The organism is Lentzea sp. (assembly GCF_036380075.1).
In the GTDB taxonomy this organism is placed as follows: domain Bacteria; phylum Actinomycetota; class Actinomycetes; order Mycobacteriales; family Pseudonocardiaceae; genus Lentzea.
The window spans coordinates 110,402-132,612 of the sequence record NZ_DASVFL010000027.1; the positions used below are offsets into that span (position 1 = coordinate 110,402).

At 72.8% G+C, this 22,211-nt stretch carries 20 protein-coding genes; 10 read left to right on the forward strand and 10 right to left on the reverse strand.

Annotated features, from left to right (window positions below; all coding sequences use genetic code 11):
* The 8 genes from VF330_RS03160 to VF330_RS03195 are packed head-to-tail and all read left to right on the forward strand — an operon-like array spanning window position 1 to window position 9,158.
* On the forward strand, window positions 1–999 hold the full coding sequence (locus tag VF330_RS03160) for an ABC transporter permease (RefSeq protein WP_330849950.1): 999 nt from the start codon (window positions 1–3) through the stop codon (window positions 997–999).
* On the forward strand, window positions 996–2,669 hold the full coding sequence (locus VF330_RS03165; protein ID WP_330849951.1) for a dipeptide/oligopeptide/nickel ABC transporter permease/ATP-binding protein: 1,674 nt from the start codon (window positions 996–998) through the stop codon (window positions 2,667–2,669). Before VF330_RS03160 ends, VF330_RS03165 begins: the two co-directional genes overlap by 4 nt.
* Window positions 2,666–3,421, forward strand: coding sequence for an ABC transporter ATP-binding protein (locus tag VF330_RS03170; protein WP_330849952.1), 756 nt, complete (start codon window positions 2,666–2,668; stop codon window positions 3,419–3,421). The genes VF330_RS03165 and VF330_RS03170 overlap by 4 nt, the downstream gene beginning before the upstream one ends.
* On the forward strand, window positions 3,418–5,847 hold the full coding sequence (locus VF330_RS03175) for a glycoside hydrolase family 2 protein (protein ID WP_330849953.1): 2,430 nt from the start codon (window positions 3,418–3,420) through the stop codon (window positions 5,845–5,847). Before VF330_RS03170 ends, VF330_RS03175 begins: the two co-directional genes overlap by 4 nt.
* Window positions 5,837–6,703: a LacI family DNA-binding transcriptional regulator gene (locus VF330_RS03180; protein ID WP_330849954.1), complete on the forward strand. Its 867-nt coding sequence runs from the start codon at window positions 5,837–5,839 to the stop codon at window positions 6,701–6,703. The genes VF330_RS03175 and VF330_RS03180 overlap by 11 nt, the downstream gene beginning before the upstream one ends.
* 30 nt (window positions 6,704–6,733) lie before the next feature.
* Window positions 6,734–8,548: a toll/interleukin-1 receptor domain-containing protein gene (locus VF330_RS03185; protein ID WP_330849955.1), complete on the forward strand. Its 1,815-nt coding sequence runs from the start codon at window positions 6,734–6,736 to the stop codon at window positions 8,546–8,548.
* Between the two features lie 21 nt (window positions 8,549–8,569).
* Window positions 8,570–8,977, forward strand: a complete 408-nt coding sequence (locus VF330_RS03190) for an NUDIX hydrolase (protein ID WP_330849956.1) — start codon at window positions 8,570–8,572, stop codon at window positions 8,975–8,977.
* Window positions 8,978–9,035: 58 nt separating this feature from the next.
* Window positions 9,036–9,158 (forward strand): hypothetical protein, encoded by a 123-nt coding sequence (locus tag VF330_RS03195; RefSeq protein WP_330849957.1) that lies wholly within the window; start codon window positions 9,036–9,038, stop codon window positions 9,156–9,158.
* Between the two features lie 135 nt (window positions 9,159–9,293).
* Here the strand turns inward: VF330_RS03195 and VF330_RS03200 are convergent, their stop codons facing one another.
* Together VF330_RS03200 and VF330_RS03205 are read right to left on the reverse strand one after the other, a co-directional pair.
* On the reverse strand, window positions 9,294–10,181 hold the full coding sequence (locus VF330_RS03200) for a cellulose binding domain-containing protein (protein WP_330849958.1): 888 nt from the start codon (window positions 10,179–10,181) through the stop codon (window positions 9,294–9,296).
* A 78-nt stretch (window positions 10,182–10,259) separates the two neighbouring features.
* Window positions 10,260–11,420: a beta-ketoacyl synthase N-terminal-like domain-containing protein gene (locus VF330_RS03205; protein ID WP_330849959.1), complete on the reverse strand. Its 1,161-nt coding sequence runs from the start codon at window positions 11,418–11,420 to the stop codon at window positions 10,260–10,262.
* 204 nt (window positions 11,421–11,624) lie between these two features.
* On the opposite strand from VF330_RS03205, the gene VF330_RS03210 reads away from it, so the two are divergent.
* Window positions 11,625–14,384: a sensor domain-containing protein gene (locus VF330_RS03210; protein WP_414675323.1), complete on the forward strand. Its 2,760-nt coding sequence runs from the start codon at window positions 11,625–11,627 to the stop codon at window positions 14,382–14,384.
* A 103-nt stretch (window positions 14,385–14,487) separates the two neighbouring features.
* Entirely contained in the window at window positions 14,488–15,402 is a 915-nt protein-coding gene (locus VF330_RS03215) for an NADP-dependent oxidoreductase (protein ID WP_330849961.1), read from the forward strand.
* Window positions 15,403–15,405: 3 nt separating this feature from the next.
* Here the strand turns inward: VF330_RS03215 and VF330_RS03220 are convergent, their stop codons facing one another.
* The 8 genes from VF330_RS03220 to VF330_RS03255 form a co-directional block, all read right to left on the reverse strand.
* Complete coding sequence (locus tag VF330_RS03220; protein WP_330849962.1) at window positions 15,406–15,774, reverse strand: MerR family transcriptional regulator; 369 nt, start codon at window positions 15,772–15,774, stop codon at window positions 15,406–15,408.
* A 19-nt stretch (window positions 15,775–15,793) separates the two neighbouring features.
* A complete protein-coding gene (locus VF330_RS03225) occupies window positions 15,794–16,768 on the reverse strand; it encodes a GlxA family transcriptional regulator (RefSeq protein WP_330849963.1) in 975 nt (324 codons plus the stop codon).
* A complete protein-coding gene (locus tag VF330_RS03230; RefSeq protein WP_330849964.1) occupies window positions 16,758–17,591 on the reverse strand; it encodes an ABC transporter ATP-binding protein in 834 nt (277 codons plus the stop codon). The genes VF330_RS03225 and VF330_RS03230 overlap by 11 nt, the downstream gene beginning before the upstream one ends.
* The gene (locus VF330_RS03235) at window positions 17,588–18,673 is read right to left on the reverse strand and encodes an iron ABC transporter permease (protein WP_330849965.1); all 1,086 of its coding nucleotides are present in this window, start codon (window positions 18,671–18,673) and stop codon (window positions 17,588–17,590) included. The genes VF330_RS03230 and VF330_RS03235 overlap by 4 nt, the downstream gene beginning before the upstream one ends.
* A gap of 1 nt (window position 18,674) precedes the next feature.
* The gene (locus VF330_RS03240; protein ID WP_330849966.1) at window positions 18,675–19,655 is read right to left on the reverse strand and encodes an ABC transporter substrate-binding protein; all 981 of its coding nucleotides are present in this window, start codon (window positions 19,653–19,655) and stop codon (window positions 18,675–18,677) included.
* Window positions 19,652–20,281 (reverse strand): DJ-1/PfpI family protein, encoded by a 630-nt coding sequence (locus tag VF330_RS03245; protein WP_330849967.1) that lies wholly within the window; start codon window positions 20,279–20,281, stop codon window positions 19,652–19,654. Before VF330_RS03245 ends, VF330_RS03240 begins: the two co-directional genes overlap by 4 nt.
* A 186-nt stretch (window positions 20,282–20,467) precedes the next feature.
* A complete protein-coding gene (locus tag VF330_RS03250; RefSeq protein ID WP_330849968.1) occupies window positions 20,468–21,022 on the reverse strand; it encodes a hypothetical protein in 555 nt (184 codons plus the stop codon).
* Window positions 21,023–21,128: 106 nt separating this feature from the next.
* Window positions 21,129–22,070 carry a ketopantoate reductase family protein gene (locus VF330_RS03255; RefSeq protein WP_330849969.1) on the reverse strand — a complete coding sequence of 314 codons (942 nt, stop codon included), beginning with the start codon at window positions 22,068–22,070 and terminating at the stop codon, window positions 21,129–21,131.
* Between the last annotated feature and the right edge of the window lie 141 nt (window positions 22,071–22,211).

Sequence of the window (22,211 nt, forward strand, 5' to 3'; positions counted from 1 at the left end):
ATGGGCCATCACCTGCGCAGAACCGCCTTCTACCTGACGGCGCTGTGGGCGGCGGTGACGCTGAACTTCGTCATCCCGCGACTGCTGCCGGGCGACCCGGTGGACATCCTGATGGCCAAGCTCCAGCAGCGCGGCGGCAGCGTCGACCCCGCCGCGCGGCAGGCCTACGAGACGTTGCTCGGCACCGGCGGGCGCGAGTCGTTCGCCGCGGAGTACCTGGCCTACCTGGGCAACCTGCTGCGCGGCGAGCTCGGCGTGTCGGTCAGCGCGTTCCCGGCGCAGGTCACCGACGTGATCGCGGGCTCGCTGCCGTGGACCGTCGTGCTGGTCGGGCTCGCGACGCTGCTGTCGTTCCTGCTCGGCATCGGCCTCGGCGCCGTGGTCGGCTGGAAGCGCGGCACGTGGCTCGACTCGCTCGTGCCCGCGACCACGATGCTGTCGGCCGTGCCGTACTTCTGGCTCGCGCTGATCCTGGTCGCGGTGCTGTCGTCCGGGCTCGGCTGGTTCCCGCTCAACGGCGGCTACGACGTCGTGCTCGATCCCGACTGGAGCCCCGAGTTCGTCGGGTCGGCGCTCTACCACGGCACGCTGCCCGCGGTGACGATCGTGCTCTCGTCGGTCGGCGGGTGGCTGCTGGGGATGCGCAACACGATGGTCTCGGCGATGGCGGAGGACTACGTGCTGACCGCGCGGGCGAAGGGGCTGCGCGGCAGCCGGGTGATGATCAGGTACGCGGCCCGCAACGCCGTGCTGCCGTCCGTCGCCGGGTTCGCCATCTCGCTCGGTTTCGTGGTGTCCGGGTCGATCGTCACCGAGCAGGTGTTCTCCTACCCCGGCATCGGCTCGAAGCTGCTGCAGGCCGTGCAGAACAACGACTACGCGCTCATGCAGGGCATCTTCCTGGTCATCACGGTCGCGGTGCTCGGCGCCAACCTGGTCGTGGACCTGCTGTACGGCCTCGTCGACCCCCGCACGAGGGATCGGAGCACCGTGTCATGACCCGGTCCCCCAAGCTCGTCACCGGCCTGGTGCTCGCCGGGCTGGTCGTCCTCTTCGGACTCCTCGGCCCGCTGCTCACCGGCGACCCCGCGCTGATCAGGGACAGCGGCCTCACCCCGCCCGGCGGTGAGCACCTCCTGGGCACCACGCTGACCGGTCAGGACGTCCTCGCGCAGCTCGCCCACGCCACCCGCGGCTCGTTGTGGATCGGCCTGCTCGTCGGCGTCATGGCCACGGTGCTGTCCGGGTTCTTCGGCATCGTCGGCGCGTACGCGGGCGGGGTCGTGGACGAGGTCTTCTCGTTGTTCTCCAACGTGGTGCTGGTGATCCCGGGCCTGCCGCTGGTGATCGTGGTGGCCGGGTTCGTGCCGGCCGAGCAGCGCGGCACGTCCACGATCGCGCTGGTGCTCGCCATCACGGGCTGGGCCGCGGCCGCCCGCGTGCTGCGCGCGCAGACGTTGTCGTTGCGCAACAGGGACTACGTGGCCGCGGCGCGGGTGTCCGGCGAGAAGACGTGGCGGGTCATCGGTGTGGAGATCCTGCCGAACCTGCTGCCGATCCTCGCCGCGCAGTTCGTGTTCGCCGTCGTGCTGGCGATCCTGAGCGAGGCGGGGCTATCGTTCCTCGGGCTCGGCGCCTCGGACTCGTCGACGCTCGGCACGATGCTCTACTACGCGCAGAACGGGTTCGCGCTGCAACGCGAGGCCTGGTGGTGGTTCGTGCCGCCCGGCCTGGTGATCGCGGTGTTCGGCGGCGCGCTGGCGCTGGTCAACTTCAGCATCGACGAGATCGTCAACCCCGCCCTGCGCGACCGCGAACGACGCCGGGAGGACGTGGTGGCCGCGGACCACGCTCCCCCGGAACCCGGCGCCGTGCTCACCGTCCGCGACCTCAACGTCGTCTACCGGGGCGCCACCCCCGTGCACGCGGTCAAGGACGTGTCGCTGACGTTGCGGCGCGGCGAGATCCTCGGCCTGGCCGGGGAGTCCGGCTGCGGCAAGACCACCCTGGCGTACGCGGTCAACCGCCTGCACCGGCCGCCGGCCGAGGTCACGTCCGGCTCCGTCCGGTTCGAGGACGTCGACGTGCTGGCACTGGGCGCGGAGGAGCTCAGGAAGTTCCGCTGGGCCAGGCTCTCCATGGTGTTCCAGGGCGCGATGAACTCCCTGAACCCGGTCACGACGGTCCGCGCGCAGCTGGACGACGTCCTGGCCACGCACCGCCCCGGAACGTCCACATCGGACCGGGAGGCGCGCTGCGCGGAGGTCCTGCGGCTCGTCGGCGTCGACCCGGCACGGCTCGGCGCGTACCCGCACGAGCTGTCGGGCGGCATGCGGCAGCGCGTCGTGATCGCGATGGCGCTGCTGCTCGAACCGCAGGTCATGATCATGGACGAGCCCACCACCGCGCTGGACGTGCTGGTGCAGCGGGAGATCCTGAACGAGATCAAGCGCCTGCGCGACGAGCTCGGGTTCGCGGTCGTGTTCATCACGCACGACCTGCCGCTGCTGCTGGAGCTGAGCGACCGGATCGCGGTGATGCGCGACGGCGAGGTCGTCGAGTACGCCGACGCCGAGGACCTCTACCTGCGGCCGCGGCACCCCTACACCCGGCAGCTGCTGGCCTCGTTCCCCGGCCTGACCGGAGAAGCGGGAGCGCTGACGCGATGACCACCCTCGAAGTGCGCGGTCTGACCAAGACCTACCGCGGCGTCCGCGCCGTCGACGACGTCTCGTTCACCCTCACCCCCGGCCGCACGGTCGCGCTGGTCGGCGAGTCCGGGTCCGGCAAGTCGACCACCGCCAGGATGATCGCCAAGCTGGTCAGGCCCACGTCCGGGGAGGTCGTGCTGACCGGGCCGGACGGCTCGCCCGTCGCCGCGCGGTCCTACCGCGACCACGTGCAGATGATCTTCCAGGACCCGTTCGCGTCGCTGAACCCGTTCCACACGGTCGAGCACCACCTCGCCCGGCCGTTGCTGCTGCACGGCAGGTCCCGCGCCGAGGTCCCGCACCTGCTGGAACGGGTGAGCCTCGACCCCCGCCTCGCGTCCCGGCGGCCGCACGAGCTCTCCGGCGGCCAGCGCCAGCGCGTCGCGATCGCCCGCGCGCTCGCACCGGGCGCCGAGGTGGTCGTCGCCGACGAACCGGTGTCCATGCTCGACGTCTCGATCCGGCTGGACGTGCTCGAGCTCCTCGCCCGCCTGCAGCGGGAGGAGGACCTCGCCGTCCTCTACATCACGCACGACCTCGCGACCGCCCGCCACTTCTCCGACGAGGTCCTGGTGATGCACCGCGGCCGGATCGTCGAACGCGGGCCGAGCGACGACGTGCTCGTGCGCCCGCGGGACCCGTACACCCGGCTGCTCGCCGCCGCCGCGCCGAACCCCGAAACCCGTTTCCGCCAGGGAGGTCCGTCTTGATCCGGCAGTACCTGCACGACGGCTGGCAGCTGACCGCGACGACGGACGAGGTGCCGGACAACGTCCGGGGCCGCACCGTGCCCGCGACCGTGCCCGGCAGCACGCACCTCGACCTGCTGGCGTCCGGGCTGATCACCGACCCGTTCCTCGACCGGGCCGAGGCGGAGCTGACCTGGACGCACCGCGCGGACTGGCGCTACCGCACCACGTTCCTCGCCTCCACTTCCACCAATGGCCGCGCCGACCTCGTGTTCGAGGGTCTCGACACGGTGGCGGCCGTCGAGCTGAACGGGCACCTGCTCGGCGAGACCGCGAACATGCACCGAAGCCACCGCTTCGACGTCCGCGAGCTGCTCGTCGACGGCTGCAACGACCTGGCGGTGGCGTTCTCGTCCGCGCTCGCGCACGCGGAGAAGGTCGAGGCGGCCCTGGGGCAGCGCGCGCACGTGAACGCCCACCCGTTCAACATGATCCGCAAGATGGCGTGCAGCTTCGGCTGGGACTGGGGCCCTGACCTGCAGACCGCGGGCATCTGGCGGCCGGTGCGGCTGGAGCGCTGGCACACCGCCCGCTTCGCCGAGGTCCGCCCGGTCGTGACCGTCACCGGCTCGACCGGGCGGGTCGAGGTGCACGCGACGGTCGAGTGGGACCGGCAGGAGGACCTGACGCTGCGGATCGCCGTGGGCGACCGCGACTGCACCGTCCTCGTGCCGGCCGGGCAGACGACCGTGACCGCGCGCCTGGACGTTCCCTACCCCGACCTGTGGTGGCCGGTCGGGCACGGCGCCCAGCCGCTCCACGACCTGTCCGTGACGCTGCACGGGTCCTCGGAGCTCCTCGACAGCTACGACAAGCGGATCGGGTTCCGCACGATCACCGTCGACACCACACCGGACGAGATCGGCACCCCGTTCACCGTCGTCGTCAACGACAAGCCCCTGTTCGTCAAGGGCGCCAACTGGATCCCCGACGACCACTTCCTCACCCGGATCACCCGCGACCGGCTCGCCCGCCGGGTCGACCAGGCGGTGGCCGCGCACGTGAACCTGCTGCGGGTCTGGGGCGGCGGCATCTACGAGTCCGACGACTTCTACGACGTCTGCGACGAACGCGGAGTCCTGGTGTGGCAGGACTTCCCGCTCGCGTGCGCCGCGTACCCGGAGGAGGAGCCGCTGCGCGGCGAGCTGGAGGCCGAGGCCCGCGAGAACGTCGTGCGCCTGATGCCGCACGCCTCGCTGGCGTTGTGGAACGGCGGCAACGAGAACCTGTGGGGCTTCGCCGACTGGGGCTGGCCCGAGCAGCTCGACGGCCGGACGTGGGGCCTGGGCCACTACGAGGACCTGCTGCCGTCGATCGTGGCCGAGCTCGACCCGACCCGGTTCTACTGCCCGGGCAGCCCGTACGGCGGCCCGCACCCCAACTCCGCCGACCACGGCACCCGGCACGAGTGGCAGGTGTGGAACCAGGTCGGCTACCCGCACTACCGCGACCACGTGCCGCGGTTCTGCTCGGAGTTCGGCTTCCAGGGCCCGCCGACGTGGTCCACCCTCACCCGCTGGGTGCACGACCAGCCGCTCACGCCGACGTCGCCCGGCTTCCTGGCCCACCAGAAGGCCGACGACGGCGACGCCAAGCTCGCCCGCGGTCTCGGCGGGCGCGTGCCGGCGAGGTTCGAGGACTGGCACTGGGCGACGCAGCTGACCCAGGCGCGGGCGGTGGGCTTCGGCATCGAGCACTTCCGCTCGTGGTGGCCGCGCACGGCCGGTGCCGTCGTCTGGCAGCTCAACGACTGCTGGCCCGTCACGTCGTGGGCGGCGATCGACAGCGAGGAACGGGTCAAGCCGCTCTGGTACGGCCTGCGGCACGCGTTCGCGCCGCGCCTGCTCACCTTCCAGCCGCGCGACGGCCGGTTGGTCCTCGTCGCGGTGAACGACCACGACGAACCGTGGGACGCGCACGTGACGCTCGACCGACAGACGTTCCGGGGCGTGACGCTGCACCTGACTAGACTGCGCCGGACGGTGCCGCCCAGGTCCGTGCTGACCCTGGAGCTCGACGAGGCGCTGCTGACGCCGGCGAACGAGGACGCGGAGGTGGTGGTGGCGACGACCGCCGAGGCCCGCGCGATCCACGCGTTCACCGACGACCCGGCCTGCGACCCCGCACCTCTTGCCGCGCAGGCGGAGGCGGTGCGCGGTGGCTACGAGGTCGAGGTGCGCTGCGACTCGTTCGCCCGCGACGTCGCGATCCTCGCCGACCGGGTGGCGCCCGACGCCGTCGTGGACGACATGCTGCTGACGATGCTGGCCGGGGAGACGCACGTGTTCCACATCCGCACGGACGCGGCCGTGGACCCGGCGGCCTTCACCGGCCCGCTGGTGCTGCGCTGCGCCAACGACCTGCGTGCGGTGCCCCGTGCGGACTGAGTCGACCGGCGCGATCGGCCTGGTGCTGGCCCGCCCCGCGCGCCTGCTCGGGGTGGAGCCGTTCTTCATGGAGTTCATCGCCGGCATCGAGGAACGCCTGGCCGAGCGCGACCTCTCCGTGCTGCTGCACGTCGTGGCGGACCACGAGGCCGAGATCACCGCCTACCGCCGCTGGGCGACCCGCGGCCTGGTCGACGCCGTGGTGGTGGTGAACCCCGTGCTGGACGACCCGCGCCCGGCCGTCCTGGAGTCGCTGGCACTGCCCGCGGTCGTCGTCGGCGACTCGTCGCTGCCGTGCGTCCGCACCGACCACGCCGGCCCGGTCGCGGCGGCGCTGGGGCACCTGCTCGACCTCGGCCACCGCCGCATCGCGCGGGTCACCGGCCCGAGCTCGTTGTCGCACACGCGCGCCCGCACCACGGCGTTGCTGGAGGGGTGCGCGGCCGCGGGGATCGAGCCGGTGGTCGTCGAGGGCGACTACTCCGAGGAAGCGGGCGCGAAGCTCACGACGTCGTTGCTGACCGGCCCCGAACCGCCGACCGCGATCCTGTACGACAACGACGTGATGGCGGTGGCCGGTCTCGCCGCGGCGGCGGAGCTCGGCGTGCCGGTGCCGGCGCGGCTGAGCCTGGTGGCGTGGGACGACTCGACGTTGTGCCGCCTCGCCTCCCCCGCGCTGACGACGATGAGCGTGGACGTGCACCAGTTCGGCGTGTCGGTCGCGGAGTCGTTGCTGGAACTGGTGGACGGCGTCCCGGTCGCGCAGCGCTGGTCGCCCACCGCCCGGTACGTGCCGCGCGGCACGACGGCACCGGCGGGTTCGCCCGATCCGGTCCACCGGACGAAGATCGGCTAACGCCGGACGACCACGCGCGACCTACCCCCGGTGGGCCGACGACAGGTGTTCCTCAGTTATTCCAGGCGGGACTTCGCGTTCGCGGAGGCGCTCGCCGCGGTGTTCGAGCAGCAGGGCGGGATCGACCCGTGGCTGGACGTGCGCCGGCTCGATCCCGGCACGGACTGGAGCGCCGAGATCGACGCGGCCATCGACGACGCGGACGTCCTAGTCCTGGTCGCGTCGCGCACGGCGCTGGAATCGCCTTACGTGACAGCGGAGTGGCAACGCGCCCGCGCCGCCGGCACGGAGATCCACGTGTGCGTGGTCGGGTCCGTCGAGCTGCCGGACGAACTGGCCGGGTGCACGGTGCACGACCTGCGCAGCGGGTTCTGGAAGCGCGCGCGGACCGTCGCCGACCTGCTCGCCTCCGGCTCGGCCGAGTCCGCCGCGCCGCCGCGGTCCTCGGCGCTGCTGCCGGGACCGGTCCTCGCGCTGATCGGCACATGCCTGGTCGCCACCGCGGTCGTGGCCTCGCTGCTGTGGGACGCCGCGCAGCCCGGCACGGTCCGGCGGCTGTCACCGCTCTCCGTCGGGGTGAGCCTGTCGCTGGCCGCCACGGCGCTCATCTCGCTGGTCCTGGCGATCCGCGTGCCGTGGCGGCGGGCCGGCGCGTCCGCGCTCAGCTACAACCTGGGGTTCACCGGCCTGCTGGGCTACGTCCTGCTCAACGACAGCATCACCGACTCGCACCTGTTCAGCCTGTCCTCCGGCGCGCAGGTCGGGTACGGAGCGCTCCTCGTGCTCATCGGCCTGGCGGGCGGTCTGCTGATGACGCGGTCGCGCAGCGTCTACCTGTGGATGCCCACGGGTCAGGGCTACTACCAGGTCCGCCAGCGGATCCTCGGCCTGCCGGTCCGCAAGCGCCGGCGCAGGCGGGTGGTCAACCCGAAGTTCGCCTACCAGTGGGCGCCCTTCGCCGAGGAGCTGCGCGCCCTGGCCGGCTCCCCCGCCACGTTCGAGCTTCGACACGACCCCGGCGACGAGAAGATCGCGCGGGCGCTCACGTCCGCGTGCACCGAGGCCGGCCTCGTCGAACGGCCGGGGCCGGACAGCTGGGTGCTGCGGGTGGTCAGCTCGAAGACCGACCACGCGAAGCTGAGCCGGGAGGTCCCGGCGCTCGGCGTGAGAGCGGTCTGCGTGCTCGCCGACAGCCTGGCCCTGCCCGAGGACAGCGCCGAACTGAGGCAACGCCAGTGGCTCGACTTCCGGCAGCAGACCCCGGAGGGCCTCTACAACCTGCTCCGGCTGGTCCTGGGCGCCGGCCGCGACGGCATGGACTCGGCTCCCGTCCCGCTGGCCACCACCGTCTCCCAGGTCCCTTTCACGGCACACGGTTTCGCCGTCGCGACCCGCACGCACCTGGTCGGCGTCGGGGCGTTCTCCCTCGGCCTGGTCGCCGCCGTGCCCACGCTGCCGGTCCTCGCCGTCGGCCTCGTGTCCCTGGTGCCGATGGCGTTGCTGTGGTGGCTGCTGCACGCGGCCGTGGGCAGGACCGCCACCGGCAGGCAGGTCGTCGGTGTCAGCTGGCTGCTCGCGGCGTCCGTGCTGGTGTGGACCGCCTGCCTGGCCGGCCTGCACCCCGGCTTGGCGGTCTGCGGTCTGCTGGAACTGCTGATGATCGCCACGAGCCTGGTCCGCCCCCTGCGCCAGCTGCCGGTGCACTGGCTGCCGGAGACCAAGGTCCCGAACAGGGCTCCGCTCGTCCGGCCGGCCGTGCTGACCTCGTACCTGGTGCCCGTCGCGGCCCTGCTCTTCGGGCTGGCCGCGCAGATCCCGTCGTTCTTCCTCGGGTCCTCGTTCTGACGGGCCGGTAGCGTGGCCCGCGTGGACAAGGGCACGAACATCGTGATGGTCAACGCCGCCGGCGAGGTGCTGCTGTACCTGCGCGACGACAAGCCGACGATCGCCTTCCCCAACACGTGGTGCCTGCCCGGCGGGTACGTAGAGGCCGGTGAGCAGCCGGCGGAGTGCATCGTGCGGGAGATCTCGGAGGAGATGGGGGTCGTGCTGCGCGACGTGCGGCCGTTGGTCTCTGCCGTCCGTTCCTACGGGCTGGAGCACACCTTCTGGACGTCGGTGGAGCTGGACCTCGACGTCGTGGTGCTGACCGAGGGGCAGCGGTTGAGGTGGTTCAGCCGGGCCGAGGTGGCGTCGACCGCGCTCGGGTACGAGGACAACGCGATCCTCGCGGACTTCTTCGAGCGGCAGGACCGCGCCGACCTGCCCGCCTGAGCGCCATTCCGTGCCACTCCGGTCGGCACCTCGTCCGCGTCAATCCGTTGTTGACAGCGTGCCGGACGGGTCCCTGGCCGCGGTCAGCGAGGTGTTGCGGAGGGTGCGCGACGCCGAGGCGGAGCTGCGGGACGCCGTGGAGGCGGCCAGGGCGGCCGCGACGCCGTGCAGCGGCAGGTGAAGGCCTCGAACGGCTTCCGCTCACCGGCCTGACCGGCGCGAGGGGTTGCGGTGGCCGAGAGCGCGGTGGCGTTGACGGCCGCGGCACGGCGGTGAGCCGCGAACCCCGAACGACGTGGTGCTCGGCCGGGAGAGGTCAGCCGGCCGAGCACTGCGCCCCGTTCAGGCTGAACGCCCCCGGAGCCTGGTGCGAGCCGCGCGAGATCCCGTTGAACCCGAACTGCACGGAGGCACCAGCCGCGATCCGCGGGTTGTAGCTCGCGTTCGACGCGCTCACCGCCGACCCGTACTGCCGGGCCGTGGCGTCCCACATCTCCCGGACGGACTCGCCGCCGGAGAACGCCCACCGCAGCACCCAGCCGTTCACGGCGGCGGTCCCGGTGTTGCGCACGGTCACGCTCACCTGGAACCCGCCCTGCCACTGCTGGACGACCCGGTAGCTCACGGCGCAAGCCTTGGCGGGCGGCGGGGTGGTCGTCGGACGCGGCGGGGTGGTCGTCGTCGGCGGCACCGTGGTGGTCGTCGTCGGTGCGGGCTTGGAGGTGTCGGAGCCGTCGCACGGGGGTCCCCACAGGCCGCGGCGGGCGGCGGTGGCCTCCTCGCGGGCGCTGATCAGCGGGCCGCCGTCGACACCCTCCGGGCGGACGGCGCCCTGCTGCACGGCGAGGACGGCGTAGTCGGTGCCGTCCTCCAGCTCCAGGTTCACCTCGCCCAGGGTGACGCCGGTGTACCGGACGGCCCTGGCCAGCAGGGTCGAGCGGGCGAAGTTCAGCGCGGCCTCGGCGAAGCAGGGCTTCGGCTCGGCCAGCAGGGCGACGCGCACGATGGTGCCGTCGGCGAACTCGACCGTGCGGGCGTCCACCACGTCGCGCACCACGGTGATCACGTCCTGGGGCGGGACCACCTCGTTGACCAGCGTCGGCGGTTTCAGCGGGACGGTGGTCGACGAGGACGGGGGCGGAGCCGGCGTGGCCGTGCACGCGGACGCGAGCAAGGCCACCACCAGCACGTGCTTGCGCAGCACCTGTCACTCCCGACTGTAAGCGCGGACCGTCCTCACGCGACTACCCCAGCTGGAGTGTCGGTGGAGCTGATCACCGCGTTACGCGGGTGGCGCCAGCACGATGGCCGAGTTGTGCCCGCCCATGCCGAGCGACGACTTGACCGTCAGGCCGTCGGCCACCGGGGTCAGGCCGTCGAGCAGCGCCGGGTGACCGGACGCGACCACCGGTGGTGCCGGGATCACGCCCCGGTCGTAGCCCATCGCGGTGACCGCGGCCTCGATCGCCGACGCCGCTCCCTGGCAGTGGCCGGTCAGCGGTTTCACCGAGTACAGGCCGGTCCGCGGGCCGAACAGCTCCTCCAGGACGGCGGCCTCCGCGGCGTCGCACTGGGCGGTGCCGGGGCCGTGCGCGTTGAGGTAGCGGACGTCGGCGGCGCTCACGCCCGCGTTGTCCAGGGCGTCGGTGAAGCAGGCCAGCACCTGCTCGAGCTGCGGGTCGATCGACGTCACGTGGTACGCGTCGTGCGACATCGCGCCGCCCAGCGTCATCGCGTACGGGCGGGTGGCGCGTCGGGACAGGACGAACGCCACCGAGGCCTCCCCCATCACGAAACCCCTGCTGCCCTGCTGGAACGGCCGGCACGCGTCGAGCGGCTCGGCGTCCACGATCGCCACTCCCAGGCGGACGAAGTGGGCGATGTTCTCGGGCGTGAGAGAAAGATCCGTCGCCACGAACACGACGTCGTCGACGATTCCCGCGTCCAGCCACGCTTTCGCGGTGATCAGTCCGGCATTGCCGGACGCGCACATGGCGGAGACGTTCATCGCGGGACCGTGGAAACCGTATTCCTGCATGAACGTCGACATCGGAGTGGACGGCATCAGCGCGAGGTAGTCGCGCACCGGTAACCTGCCGCCGCGGGTGATGTAGAAATCGCGCCACAGGTCGACCTCGCCGAGCACCACGGCGTGCAGCAACCCGACCCGGCGGCCCGGCTGCCAGCCGCGGGTGCCCGCGTCCTCGATGGCCTCCCGGGCGGCGGCTCGCATGGCCTGGGCGAACCGGGACGGACCGTCCACCGGGTCGCCGTCGTCGCCGACTCTCGCCGCCCAGACCCCGCCACCGGGCGTTCCGCCCAGCTCAGGCACGACGGCGGCCGCGGTCTTCCCGCTCGCCAGACCGTCCCACAGCGACTGGCGGTTCCAGCCGTACGCGCTGACCACGCCGATTCCGCAGATCCCCACACCCCGAGCGACCATCTCCGCTCCCCCGCCGAGCGCCGACACCACTTAACACCAGGGTAACGGGCCGCGACACCTCGCGGTGAACGCTTTCATTCGTCTACAATGGACATTCGAGTACAACCCCTGACCGAGCGGACGGATTCGATTACCGATATAACGGCTCACCATGTTCACGCCAGACGGATGCGCCTCCGGTCGACTGTGCGGTAGGACTTCACGATGGCCACGCCACGGCGAATACGAGAGACTGCTATTTACGGGAGTCACAACGTGAGCGGGCTGATCGGCGACGCCGACTTCGACCACGAGCTGCTGGCCGACCTCGGCACCTCGATCGGCGCCGCCGTGGTGTGGTGGCTCGACCTCGGCGACGGGCAGCTCGGCTGGATGCCGGGCCTCGACGCGGTGGTCGGGGTGCCCGGCGCCGACACCGACACCGTCCGCGCCGCGCTGGCCGAGCTGGTGGAGCCGCTGACCGTGGCCGCGCGGACGGCGGCGGCCTGGCAGGACTTCGAGCTGGTCCAGCCGCTGGACTCGCCGGACGGGCCGCGCTGGCTCCAGTTCCGCGCCCGCGTGTCGGCCCAGGAGTCGGCGCGGGCGCTGGTCGGCGTCGTCGCCGACGTGACGCGGCGGCACAACCAGCAGCAGGAGCTCGCGGACCTCGCCGACCGCTACCGGCTGCTCGTCGAGCTCGCCCCCGAGGCCATCGTGGTGCACGAGTCCGGCCGGATCGTGTACGCGAACCCGGCGACGGTCCGGTTCGTGCGCGCGAGCTCCGACGCCGACCTCCTCGGGCGCCTGATCACCGACTTCGTCCACCCGGACTCGCGGGCCGACATGCTGCGGCGCATCGCGAAGCTGACCGAGCCGGGCGCGACCAGCGACCCGGCGGACGCCGTGCTGCTGCGCACCGACGGCGGCACGACCGACGTCGAGTCGGTGTCCGTGCGCACCACCTGGGAGGGCAGGCCGGCCTTCCAGGTGATCATGCGCGACGTCACCGAGCAGAAGGCGGCCGCGGCGGCGTTGCGCTACCAGGCCGCGCTCGTCGCGCACGTGAGCGACGCGCTCATCGCCACCACCGCCGACGGCGTCGTGACGAGCTGGAACCCCAGCGCGGAGAACGTCTACGGCCGCCCGGCCGCCGCCGCGATCGGGCAGCCGATCGGCGACGTGGTCGGTGCTCCGCTCGACCCGGTGGCGGTGCTGGAGGCCGGCGGCGTGGTCCAGGCCGACCACCGCAGGTCCGACGGCGCGGCGCTGTCGGTACGGGTCTCCGTCGCCAGGATGGACGGCGGCTTCGTGCTGATCTGCGCGGACGAGACCGCGCGGCGCCGCGCCGAACAGCACTTCACGGCGGTGGTCGCCGCCATCGAGGAGGGTGTGCTCGTCGTCGACTCCACCGGCCGGGTCGAGTCGGTCAACCCCGCCGCCGAACGGATCCTCGGCGTGAGCGCGCAGGAGGCGATCGGCGAGCTGGCGTCGTCGACCGAGCTGCACGACGAGACCGGCCAGCCCATCCCCCAGTCGTCCTTCCCGTCGGCGATCACCAGGGCGACCGGCCGGGCGCAGCACGGGCGGATCGTCCGGGCGCTGCGGCCCGACGGCAGCCGCGTCTGGCTGTCGCTCAGCGCCCGCGCCCTCACCCAGAACGGCGACCTGCCGTCGTCGACCGTGGTGTCGTTCACCGACATCACCGAACGCCGCATGATCGACAGCCAGCTGGAGCACGAGGCCACGCACGACGCGCTGACCGGCCTGTTCAACCGCACGGTGACCATCAACCGGCTCAGCCCGCGGGAACGGGCGCACCGGTCGGGGCTCACCGCCGTGCTGTTCATCGACCTGGACAAGTTCAAGGTCATCAACGACTCCCTCGGCCACAGCGCGGGCGACGAGGTGCTGCGGGTCGTCGGCACGCGGCTGAGCCTCAGCGCCCGCCGCGGCGACGTCGTGGGCAGGCTCGGCGGCGACGAGTTCACCGTCATCGCCTTCGGGGTGGCGGGGCCGGACGAGGCGACCGCGATCGCCGACCACGTCAGGGCCGAGCTGAACAAGCCGATCACGGTCGAGGGCCGGCAGCTGCACGTCGACGCGAGCGTCGGCATCGTGCTCGCCGAGCCGGGCGACCCGCGCGACGGCTCCGACCTGCTGCGCGACGCCGACCTCGCGATGTACCAGGCGAAGACCAGGGGACGCGGCCGCATCGCGTTCTTCGACGTCGAGCTGCGCGAACGCATCCAGCGCCGCCTGCAGCTGGAGCAGGACCTGCGGATGGCGCCGCTGGGCGACGAGCTGTGGCTCGCCTACCAGCCGATCGTCGACCTCGGCACGAACCGGCGCACGGCCGTCGAGGGCCTGCTGCGCTGGACGCACCCCCGGTACGGGCTGATCATGCCCGGCGAGTTCATCTCGCTCGCCGAGGAGAGCGACCTGATCAACATCGTGGGCGCGCACATGCTCTACACCGCCTCCCGCGAGATCGCCGCGCAGGCGCCGGAGCTCCAGCTGACGGTGAACCTGTCGGCCCGCCAGCTCGACGACCCGTGGCTCGTGTCGTCGGTCCGCAACGCCACCCACAAGTCGGGGCTGCCGCCGGGCTCGCTGTGCCTGGAGATCACCGAAAGCGCTCTCATGCACGACCCCGCTGCGGCCGCCCGCACCCTGTCGGCGTTGCGCGACCTCGGCGTGCGGCTCGCGATCGACGACTTCGGCACCGGCCACTCCTCGCTCGCCCAGCTGCTCACGCTGCCGCTCGACACGCTCAAGATCGACCGCTCGTTCACGGCGGGCCTCGGCCGGTCCGACGAGGCGGAGGCGATCGTCACGAGCATCATCGCGATGGCCCACGCGGTCGACCTGACGGTGATCGCCGAGGGCGTCGAGCACGTCGAGCAGCTGGAGATCCTGCGGGGGCTCGGGTGCGACCAGGCGCAGGGGTACTTCCTGGGGAGACCGGTGCCGCTGGCGCAGCTGTGAGGTCCCGGTCACATCGGCTGGAAGTTGACACCGGTGTCAACACCTAGCGTCGGGAGCACCTCGTTCCGACGGTCGGAACGGTGAGGTGCCGAGGAGATGTGCGATGGGCAAGGCGTTGGGGTACCGGAGTTTCGGCGGGCCCGAGGTCCAGGAGTTCTTCGAGCGGCCCGACCCGGTGCCCGGTCCGTCCGAGGTCCTCGTCCGCGTCGAGGCGGCCGGGGTCAACCCGCTCGACCACCTGCTGCGGTCGGGGCACGTCGCCGCCATGAACGGCGAGGTGCCCTTCCCCCAGGTGCTCGGGATGGAGGCGGCGGGAACGGTGCTCGCGGTCGGTGACGACGTGACCGGCCTCGCCGCCGGCGACCGGGTGACCGGGTTCGCGCTGACGATGGCGGGCACGTACGCGGAGACGACGGTGCTGCTCGCCGAGTCCACCGCCCGCATCCCCGACGCGCTGCCGGCCACCTGGGCCGCGACCATCCCCGTCGCGGGCACCACGGCCCTGGACGTGCTGGACCAGCTCGCCTTGCCCGCCGGGTCGTCCGTGCTGGTCAACGGGATCGGCGGCGGCGTCGGCATCGCGGTCGCCCAGATCGCCCGCGACCGCGGCCTGGTCGTGACGGGCACCGCGAGCACGGCGAAGAAGGACCTCGTGACGGCGACCGGCGCGACGTTCGTCGACTACACCGAGGGCGACGTCCTCGCCCGGCTCGCCCCTGCCTACGACGCGGTGATCGACACCGTCGGCGGCGACTCGCTGCGCGAGCTCGCCCCGCTCGCGGCGAAGCCGGAGGCGCTGGTGTCCATCGGCGACCAGTCGGTGACCGAGCTCGGCGGTTCCTTCGTGCGGCGCCGCCTGGACCGGGCGGGCCTCGAACGCGTCGCGGAGCTGATGGTCGCCGGGACGCTCGACCCGCACATCACCGGGACCTACCCGCTGGAGCGGGCGGCCGAGGCGCTGGCGCTCGTCGAGTCGCGGCACGCCTCGGGCAAGCTCGTCCTCGACCTGACCCCCTGACGGTCAGGCGGCGCCGATGCGCCGCCGGTGCCGGGTGTTGATGTCGATCAGCTCGTCGAGGGACGCCCGCGCCTCGACGAGCCGGTCGATCTCCGCGGTCAGCTTGTGGCGCTCGTCCGTCATCGCGACGAAGGCGTCCTCGGCGACGGCGGTGTCGTCGCTCTCCACGCAGGGCAGCAGCCGGGCGATCACCTTGCTGGACAGGCCGGCCTCGAACAGCCGGCGGATGATCTCGACGCGCGCGGCCTCGGTCGGGGCGTAGTGCCGCTGCCCGCCCACGGACCTGGTGCTGTGCATCAGCCCCTGCTGCTCGTAGTACCGCAACGAGCGGGCGCTGACGCCCGTCTTCCTGGCCAGTTCGCCGATCCGCATGGCTCCAGGGTAGGCCGGTTCAGCCACCGCCGGGCTGCCGGAAGGTCTGCCGGTAGCGGTGCGGGCTGGTGCGCAGCGCCCGGTCGAAGTGGGCGCGCAGGGCGGTGGCCGAGCCGTGCCCGCTGCGCTCGGCGACCACGGGGACGGGCAGGTCGGTCGTCTCCAGCAGCTCGCGGGCGAGCTGGAGCCGCTGGCGGGCCAGCCAGTCGAGCGGGGTCGTGCCGGTCTGGTCGCGGAACCGGCGGGTCAGCGTGCGGGTGCTGAGGCTGGCGTGCCGGGCGATGTCGGCGAGCGTGAGCGCGGTGGCGGCCTGTTCGCGCATCCAGGTCAGGGTGGCGGAGAGCGAGCCCGTGCCGGTCGTGGGCGGCGGGGGCGGGATGAACTGGGCCTGGTCGCCGTCGCGGGTGGGCGGCATGACGACCGAGCGGGCGACGGACGCGGCCACGGCGGCGCCGAAGTCCCGGCGCACCAGGTGCAGGCACAGGTCGAGTCCCGCGGCGACGCCGGCGGAGGTGAAGACCCGGCCCTCACCGACGTAGAGCGCATCGGCGTCGACCTCGACGTCCGGGTGGCGGCGGGCGAGCTCGGCCGCCGCGGCCCAGTGCGTGGTGGCCCGGCGGCCCGTCAGCAGCCCGGCTTCGGCCAAGGCGAACGCGCCCGTGCAGATCGACACCGTCCGGGCGCCACGGGCGGCGGCGGACCGGAGCAGCTCGACGACCTCGGGCGGCACGTCCCGCCGGTACGTGATGCCGGGCACGACGATCGTCCCGGCGTCCTCCGCGGCGTCGAGCCCGTGCGGGGCCTCGATCCGGTAGTAGCCGACGCCGCCCGCCGTGGCCGTCACCGACGGCGCGGTGCCGCAGACCCGGACCTGGTACGGGTAGTCGCCGCCGGGCAGCCGGGTGAGGCCGAAGACCTGGCACGGGATGGCCAGGTCGAAGCCCACCACGCCGTCGAGGGCGAGCACGGCGACGACGTGCGGGTCAGCGGGCATCGGCCCCCACCTCCGCGCGGCGGCGGGTGCGGCAGCTCCAGTGGCACGGCTCGTCCGGGCAGACGCACCGCGGCCGCAGGACGAACCTCGTGCCTTGCTCGTCGTGGTGCACGGTGGCGTCCACGCCGAACACCGCGCCGATCGTCTCGGGCGTGAGGACCTCGGCCGACGGGCCGTGCGCGACGAGACGGCCGTCCTGGAGCACGGCGGTGGTGTCGGCGTACGTGGCGGCGAGGTCGAGGCTGTGCAGCGCGGCGACCACCGTGACGCCGAGGTCGCGGACCAGTTCGAGGAGGTCGAGCTGGTGGCGCAGGTCGAGGTGGTTGGTCGGTTCGTCGAGCACCAGCAACCGGGGCCGCTGGGCCAGCGCGCGGGCCAGCAGCACCCGCTGGCGTTCGCCGCCGGACAGCTCGCCGACCCTGCGGGCGGTGAACGCGGTCAGCCCGGTGCGGGCCAGGGCCTCGTCGATCGCCTCGTGGTCGGCGCGGGTCAGCCGGTCGAACAGGCCGAGGTGCGGGGTGCGGCCGAGCGCGACGGTCTCGGCGACGGTGAACTCGAACCCGGTGTGCTGCTCCTGCATCAGCACGCCGGTGTGCCGGGCGGTCTCCGCCGCGGGCACCGACCACAGGTCGCGGCCGTCCAGGCGGACCGTTCCCGAGTCGGGGCGGCGGGCCCGGTAGACGGTGCGCAGCAACGTGGACTTGCCGCTGCCGTTGGGCCCGGCCAGCGCGACGAACTGTCCGGAGTGGACGGACAGGCTGACGCGGTCGAGGACCGGGCGCCCGTCCAGTGCGACGGTGACGGAGTCGAGGTCGAGTCTCACGCGCTCTCCCGGGTGGCCAGGCCGCGGGCCCGCATGACGAGCAGGAAGAAGGGCACGCCGAGGAACGCGGTGAGGATGCCGATCGGCAGCTCCGCCGGCGCGACGAGGATCCGCGCCGCGACGTCGGCCCACAGCAGGAACACCGCGCCGAGCACGGCGGTGACCGGCAGCATCCGCCGGTGGTCGGCGCCGACGAGCATGCGCGCCAGGTGCGGCACGATCAGGCCGACGAACCCGATCCCGCCCGACACCGCGACGACCGTGCCGGTCAGCAGCGTCGTGAGGACCAGCAGGTACCAGCGCAGCCTCGTCGCGTTCACGCCGAGCGCGGTGCTCGCCTCCTCGCCGAGGACCAGCGCGTTCAACCGCCGCGCCCGCAGCAGGAGCAGCGCGGTCACGCCGGCGACCACGGCCGCGGTGACCGGCAGCGTGGCCCACTGCGCGCCGGACAGGCCGCCGAGCATCCAGAAGATGATCTGCTGCTGGGCCGCCGAGGAGTCCGTGCAGGCGAGCATGAACGACGTGACCCCGGCGAACAGGTGGCCGAACGCGACCCCGACGAGGATCAGCCGCATCGGCAGCAACCGGCCGCGGTGGCGCGCCATCGCGAGCACCACGGCCATCGCCGCGGTGGCACCGGCGAACGCCGCCAGCGGCAGGGTCAGCGCGCCGAGGAACGCCGCCCCGGTCGTGAGGACCAGCACCGCGCCCACGGACGCGCCGTGGGACAGGCCGAGCAGGTACGGGTCGGCGACCGGGTTGCGCACGACGCCCTGCACGACCGCTCCGGCGAGGGCGAGACCGGCCCCGACGACGGCGCCGAGCAGTACGCGCGGGAAGCGGATCCGCCACACGATCAGGTCGGCGGCGGCACCGGTGTCCGTCCCGCCGCCCAGGTGGTGCAGCAGGATCCGGGCGACCTCACCGGCCGGCACGCCGACCGGTCCGACCCCGGTGGCCAGCAACGTCGACGCGACGAGCGCGGCGGCCAGCGCGATGAGCAGGACGGGGTACGGCAGGGCGCGGGCCCGTCGGGGGCGCACGGCCGGTGCGACGGGCCGTTCGTCGATGGTGGTGGTCATGTCAGCCGGCGCGCAGTGCCGCGGCGAGCTGTTCCAGGCCGTCGACGTTGAGCGGGCTGGGGAACGACACCAGGAACTGCGAGGTCGAGACGATCCGGCCCTGCCTGCCCGCGGTGGTGTTCGCCAGCAGCGGGTTGGCCTTGACCGCCGCGACCAGCTCCTGTCCCTTGAGCTTCGCGAACGTGTAGTCCGTGATCACCCAGACGACCTGCGGGTCGCGCTGGACGACCTGCTCCGGCGAGATCTCCGCGTGCATCGACGACACGTCGGAGAAGACGCTCTCCCCGCCCGCCAGCGTGATCAGGGCGTGCGCGATGGTGCCGGCGCCCGAAGTCTGCAACGGCTGACCGGCCACCGGGTTGTCCTGCAACACCAGGACTCTCGGCTTCGCACCGGACGGCGCCGCGACGGCCCTCGCCCGTGCCTGCAGCTCCGCGACGAGCCGTTCGGCGCGGTCCGGCACGCCGAAGACGGCGCCGAGCTTGCGCACGTACTCGTAGGTGGGCGTGAGGTCGGTCAGCGCGGCCTTGTCCTTGCCGCGCAGGCACGACGTGAGGCCCTTGGCCTTCATCGTCACCAGGTCGGCGTCCTTGGGGCTGCCGGCGGGGCCGCCGAACGACTCGAAGCTCGTCAGCACCAGGTCGGGCTGCTGCGCGGCGACGACCTCGGTGACCGGCACGCGGTCGGCGAGGACGGGGATCTTGGCCAAGGTCTCGGAGTGCGGCGCGGTGTCCACTGTGAACGGTGCGGGGAACCCGGTGCCCACGATCTTGTCGGCGACTCCCAGCCGCACCAGCGTCTGCGCGGCGTAGCCGTCGAGCGTCACGACGCGCTGCGGCGTCCGGTCGAACGCGACGTCCTTGCCGGCGCAGTCCTGCACGGTGACCGGGCCGCCCGCGCCCGCCGGTGCGGGTGACGGGCTCGCCGTCCCGCACGCGACCAGCGGCAGCACCGCGGCCAGCGCCACGATCGCGCGCCTCACGCCGCCGCTCCCCCGGCCAGCCACAGCGGTTCGCGGCGCTCGTACTCCAAGCCGCGCTGCACGCGTTCCGCCGCCTCGCGGCCCTGGAACCTCTCCACCAGCCACAGCGCCAGGTCCAGCCCGGACGTGACCCCGCCCGCGGTGACCAGGTCGCCGTCGTCGACCACCCGTGCGTCGACGTGCCTGCCGCCGGCCGCCACCAGGTCGTCGACGGCCCGGTGGTGCGTGGTGCACGGACGTCCCTCGACCAGCCCGGCCGCCGCGAGCAGCAGCGCGCCCGTGCAGACCGAGGCCAGCACCAGGTCCGGCCGCACCGCCGCGGCCAGTGCCCGCGGCACCCGCCCGTCGGCGATCTCGGCCCTGACCCCGGTGGCCCTGACCCCGGTGGCCGGGCCACCCGAAGCGAAGCCGCCACCGGGCACGACCAGCACGTCCGCGTCCTCCGGCGCCCACGGCCCGGGGAACAGCGGCAGCCCGCCCAGGGTCGTGGCCTGCGCCTGCCCCGTCGCCGAGGCCAGCCGCACGCTCACCCCGAGCCCGGCCCTGCCCGCCATGCCCAGCACCGAGAACGGCCCGACCACGTCGAGGTCGTCCATGCCGTCGAAGACGACGATGTGGACCCGCACGCCTTCCTCCCTCACCGCCCGTGACTGTTGACGGCGCTCATCGTCACCGTCCGGACACGGCGCGAGGAAGTGGCCGCCGAGCCAACATCCGCCCGGATCCCGCCACCGCCACGGGCGGACTCCAGCCCGTTCCACACCAGTGGTCGTCCGGACGCGGCGATCAGTTCCCGGCTCGTCCGGGTCGCGTCAGGCGGCTGTGCGGGCCTGGCGCAGGCGCAGCGCGGAGATCAGGAAGAAGACACCGCCGACGACGGCGTACCCGGCCACGTTCGTCAGGGTGGGCTCGGGCGCGGACGCCCCCAGGACGAAGGTCGTGCCGACCACCACGGAGAGCCCGCCGCTGAGGATCATCGGCCACTGGCCGCCCATCGAGCGGCGGACGACGCCCACGACGAACTGGACGAGCCCGGCGACGATCGCCCAGGCACCCCACACGACCAGGACCGCGGGCACACCGGAGGCGCCGGCGAAGCCCAGGCCGATCGCGGCCAGCAGGCTGACCACGATGTTGACGTAAAGGCCGTACGAAGGGGCGGTGGCACGCGACGAGCGGACGTCGGCGACGGCGGCGGCCACGTCGAACAGCGGGTACAGCACGAGCAGCGCGGTGCCGAACACCCCGAGCCCGGCGCCGGTGGCGAACACCAGCGCGGCCCAGACCAGGGCGAAGGCGAACCTCACCAGGTAGAGGCGGCGCAGGGCGTGCGCGACCGGGGCGGCGGGCGTGTCGACGGTGGTCATGGCGATCCTTCCGGAACAGACAAGAACGAACGTTCTATCTCTCATCCGAAGCATGGCGGGTGCCACCAGGACGTGTCAAGACAGAACGTTCTCCCTGTCTCCCGGTTCAGGCGAACGCCGGCTCCAGCGCCTCCAGCCGGGGCAGCCGCACGCCGAGCCGCCGCGCCTCCGCGAGCACGTCCCTGGCGTAGATCCCGGCCAGGTGGCGGTCCAGCTGCCCGGTGCGCTCCAGCTGCTCGAAGAGGAAGGCGGCCATGCCGTCGCCGCGGAGCACCTTCTGCAGGACGAGGCTCAGCACTCCCACCGGCACGCGCGACAGCAGCTGGGCGCCGAGGCGCGGAGTGCCGCCCCTGGCCTCGAGCAACGGGATCATCTCCCGGACGAGCAGCACGGACTCGCCGATGGCGGCCCGCGACCCGACGAAACCGGCCAGGCCGCCGACCGACAGCACCTTCGCGAGAAGACCGGCGTCGAAGATGTAGTGCGACCAGAGCCAGTTGCGGAAATCGGCCGCCTTCACCACCGAGAACCCCGATTCGCGAAAAAGACCCCGAACGGCCTGATAACGCGCGCCGCGGTTCGAGCCGTCGCAGAACCCCAGGAAAACGGACTTCACCACACCGCCGGTCAGCCGCGGCCCGGTGAATCCGCCGCCACCGCCGGGGAACCCCCAGACGACCTGGTCGGCCGGCAGCGCGGAGACCACCCGCGCCGGGTCCTCCCAGACGTTGCCGAACACCAGCACGGTGGCCCCGCCGACGCGTGGCGCGAGGAGCTCGACCGCCCCGGCCAGCTGGTCCGGGTTGACGCTGAGCAGGACGAGGTCGTAGTCGTGCCCGGTCGAGAACTCCTCCGTCATGGTGATCGGCCACCGCTCGGCGACCGTCGCGCCCCCGCGCCGCCCGTCCCTGATCTCCAGGTCGACCTCGGGACCGAACTGCGCCGCCCTGCCGGGACGGACGTAGAACTCGACCTGATGGCCCGCCTTCTCGAACGCCCACCCGTAGAGCGCCGCGATCGTGCCGCGCCCGAACATCAGAATCTTCATCACGTCTCCACAGCGGAAGTCGAATTCACCGGAATCGGCGTCGAATTCCACGGTAGCGGCTCAAGTGGAAAAGGAGCTCCGCTTGTCCGGAAGTGAGAACGACCCCGGAACGACCGACTCACTTCACGAACTGGAAATTCT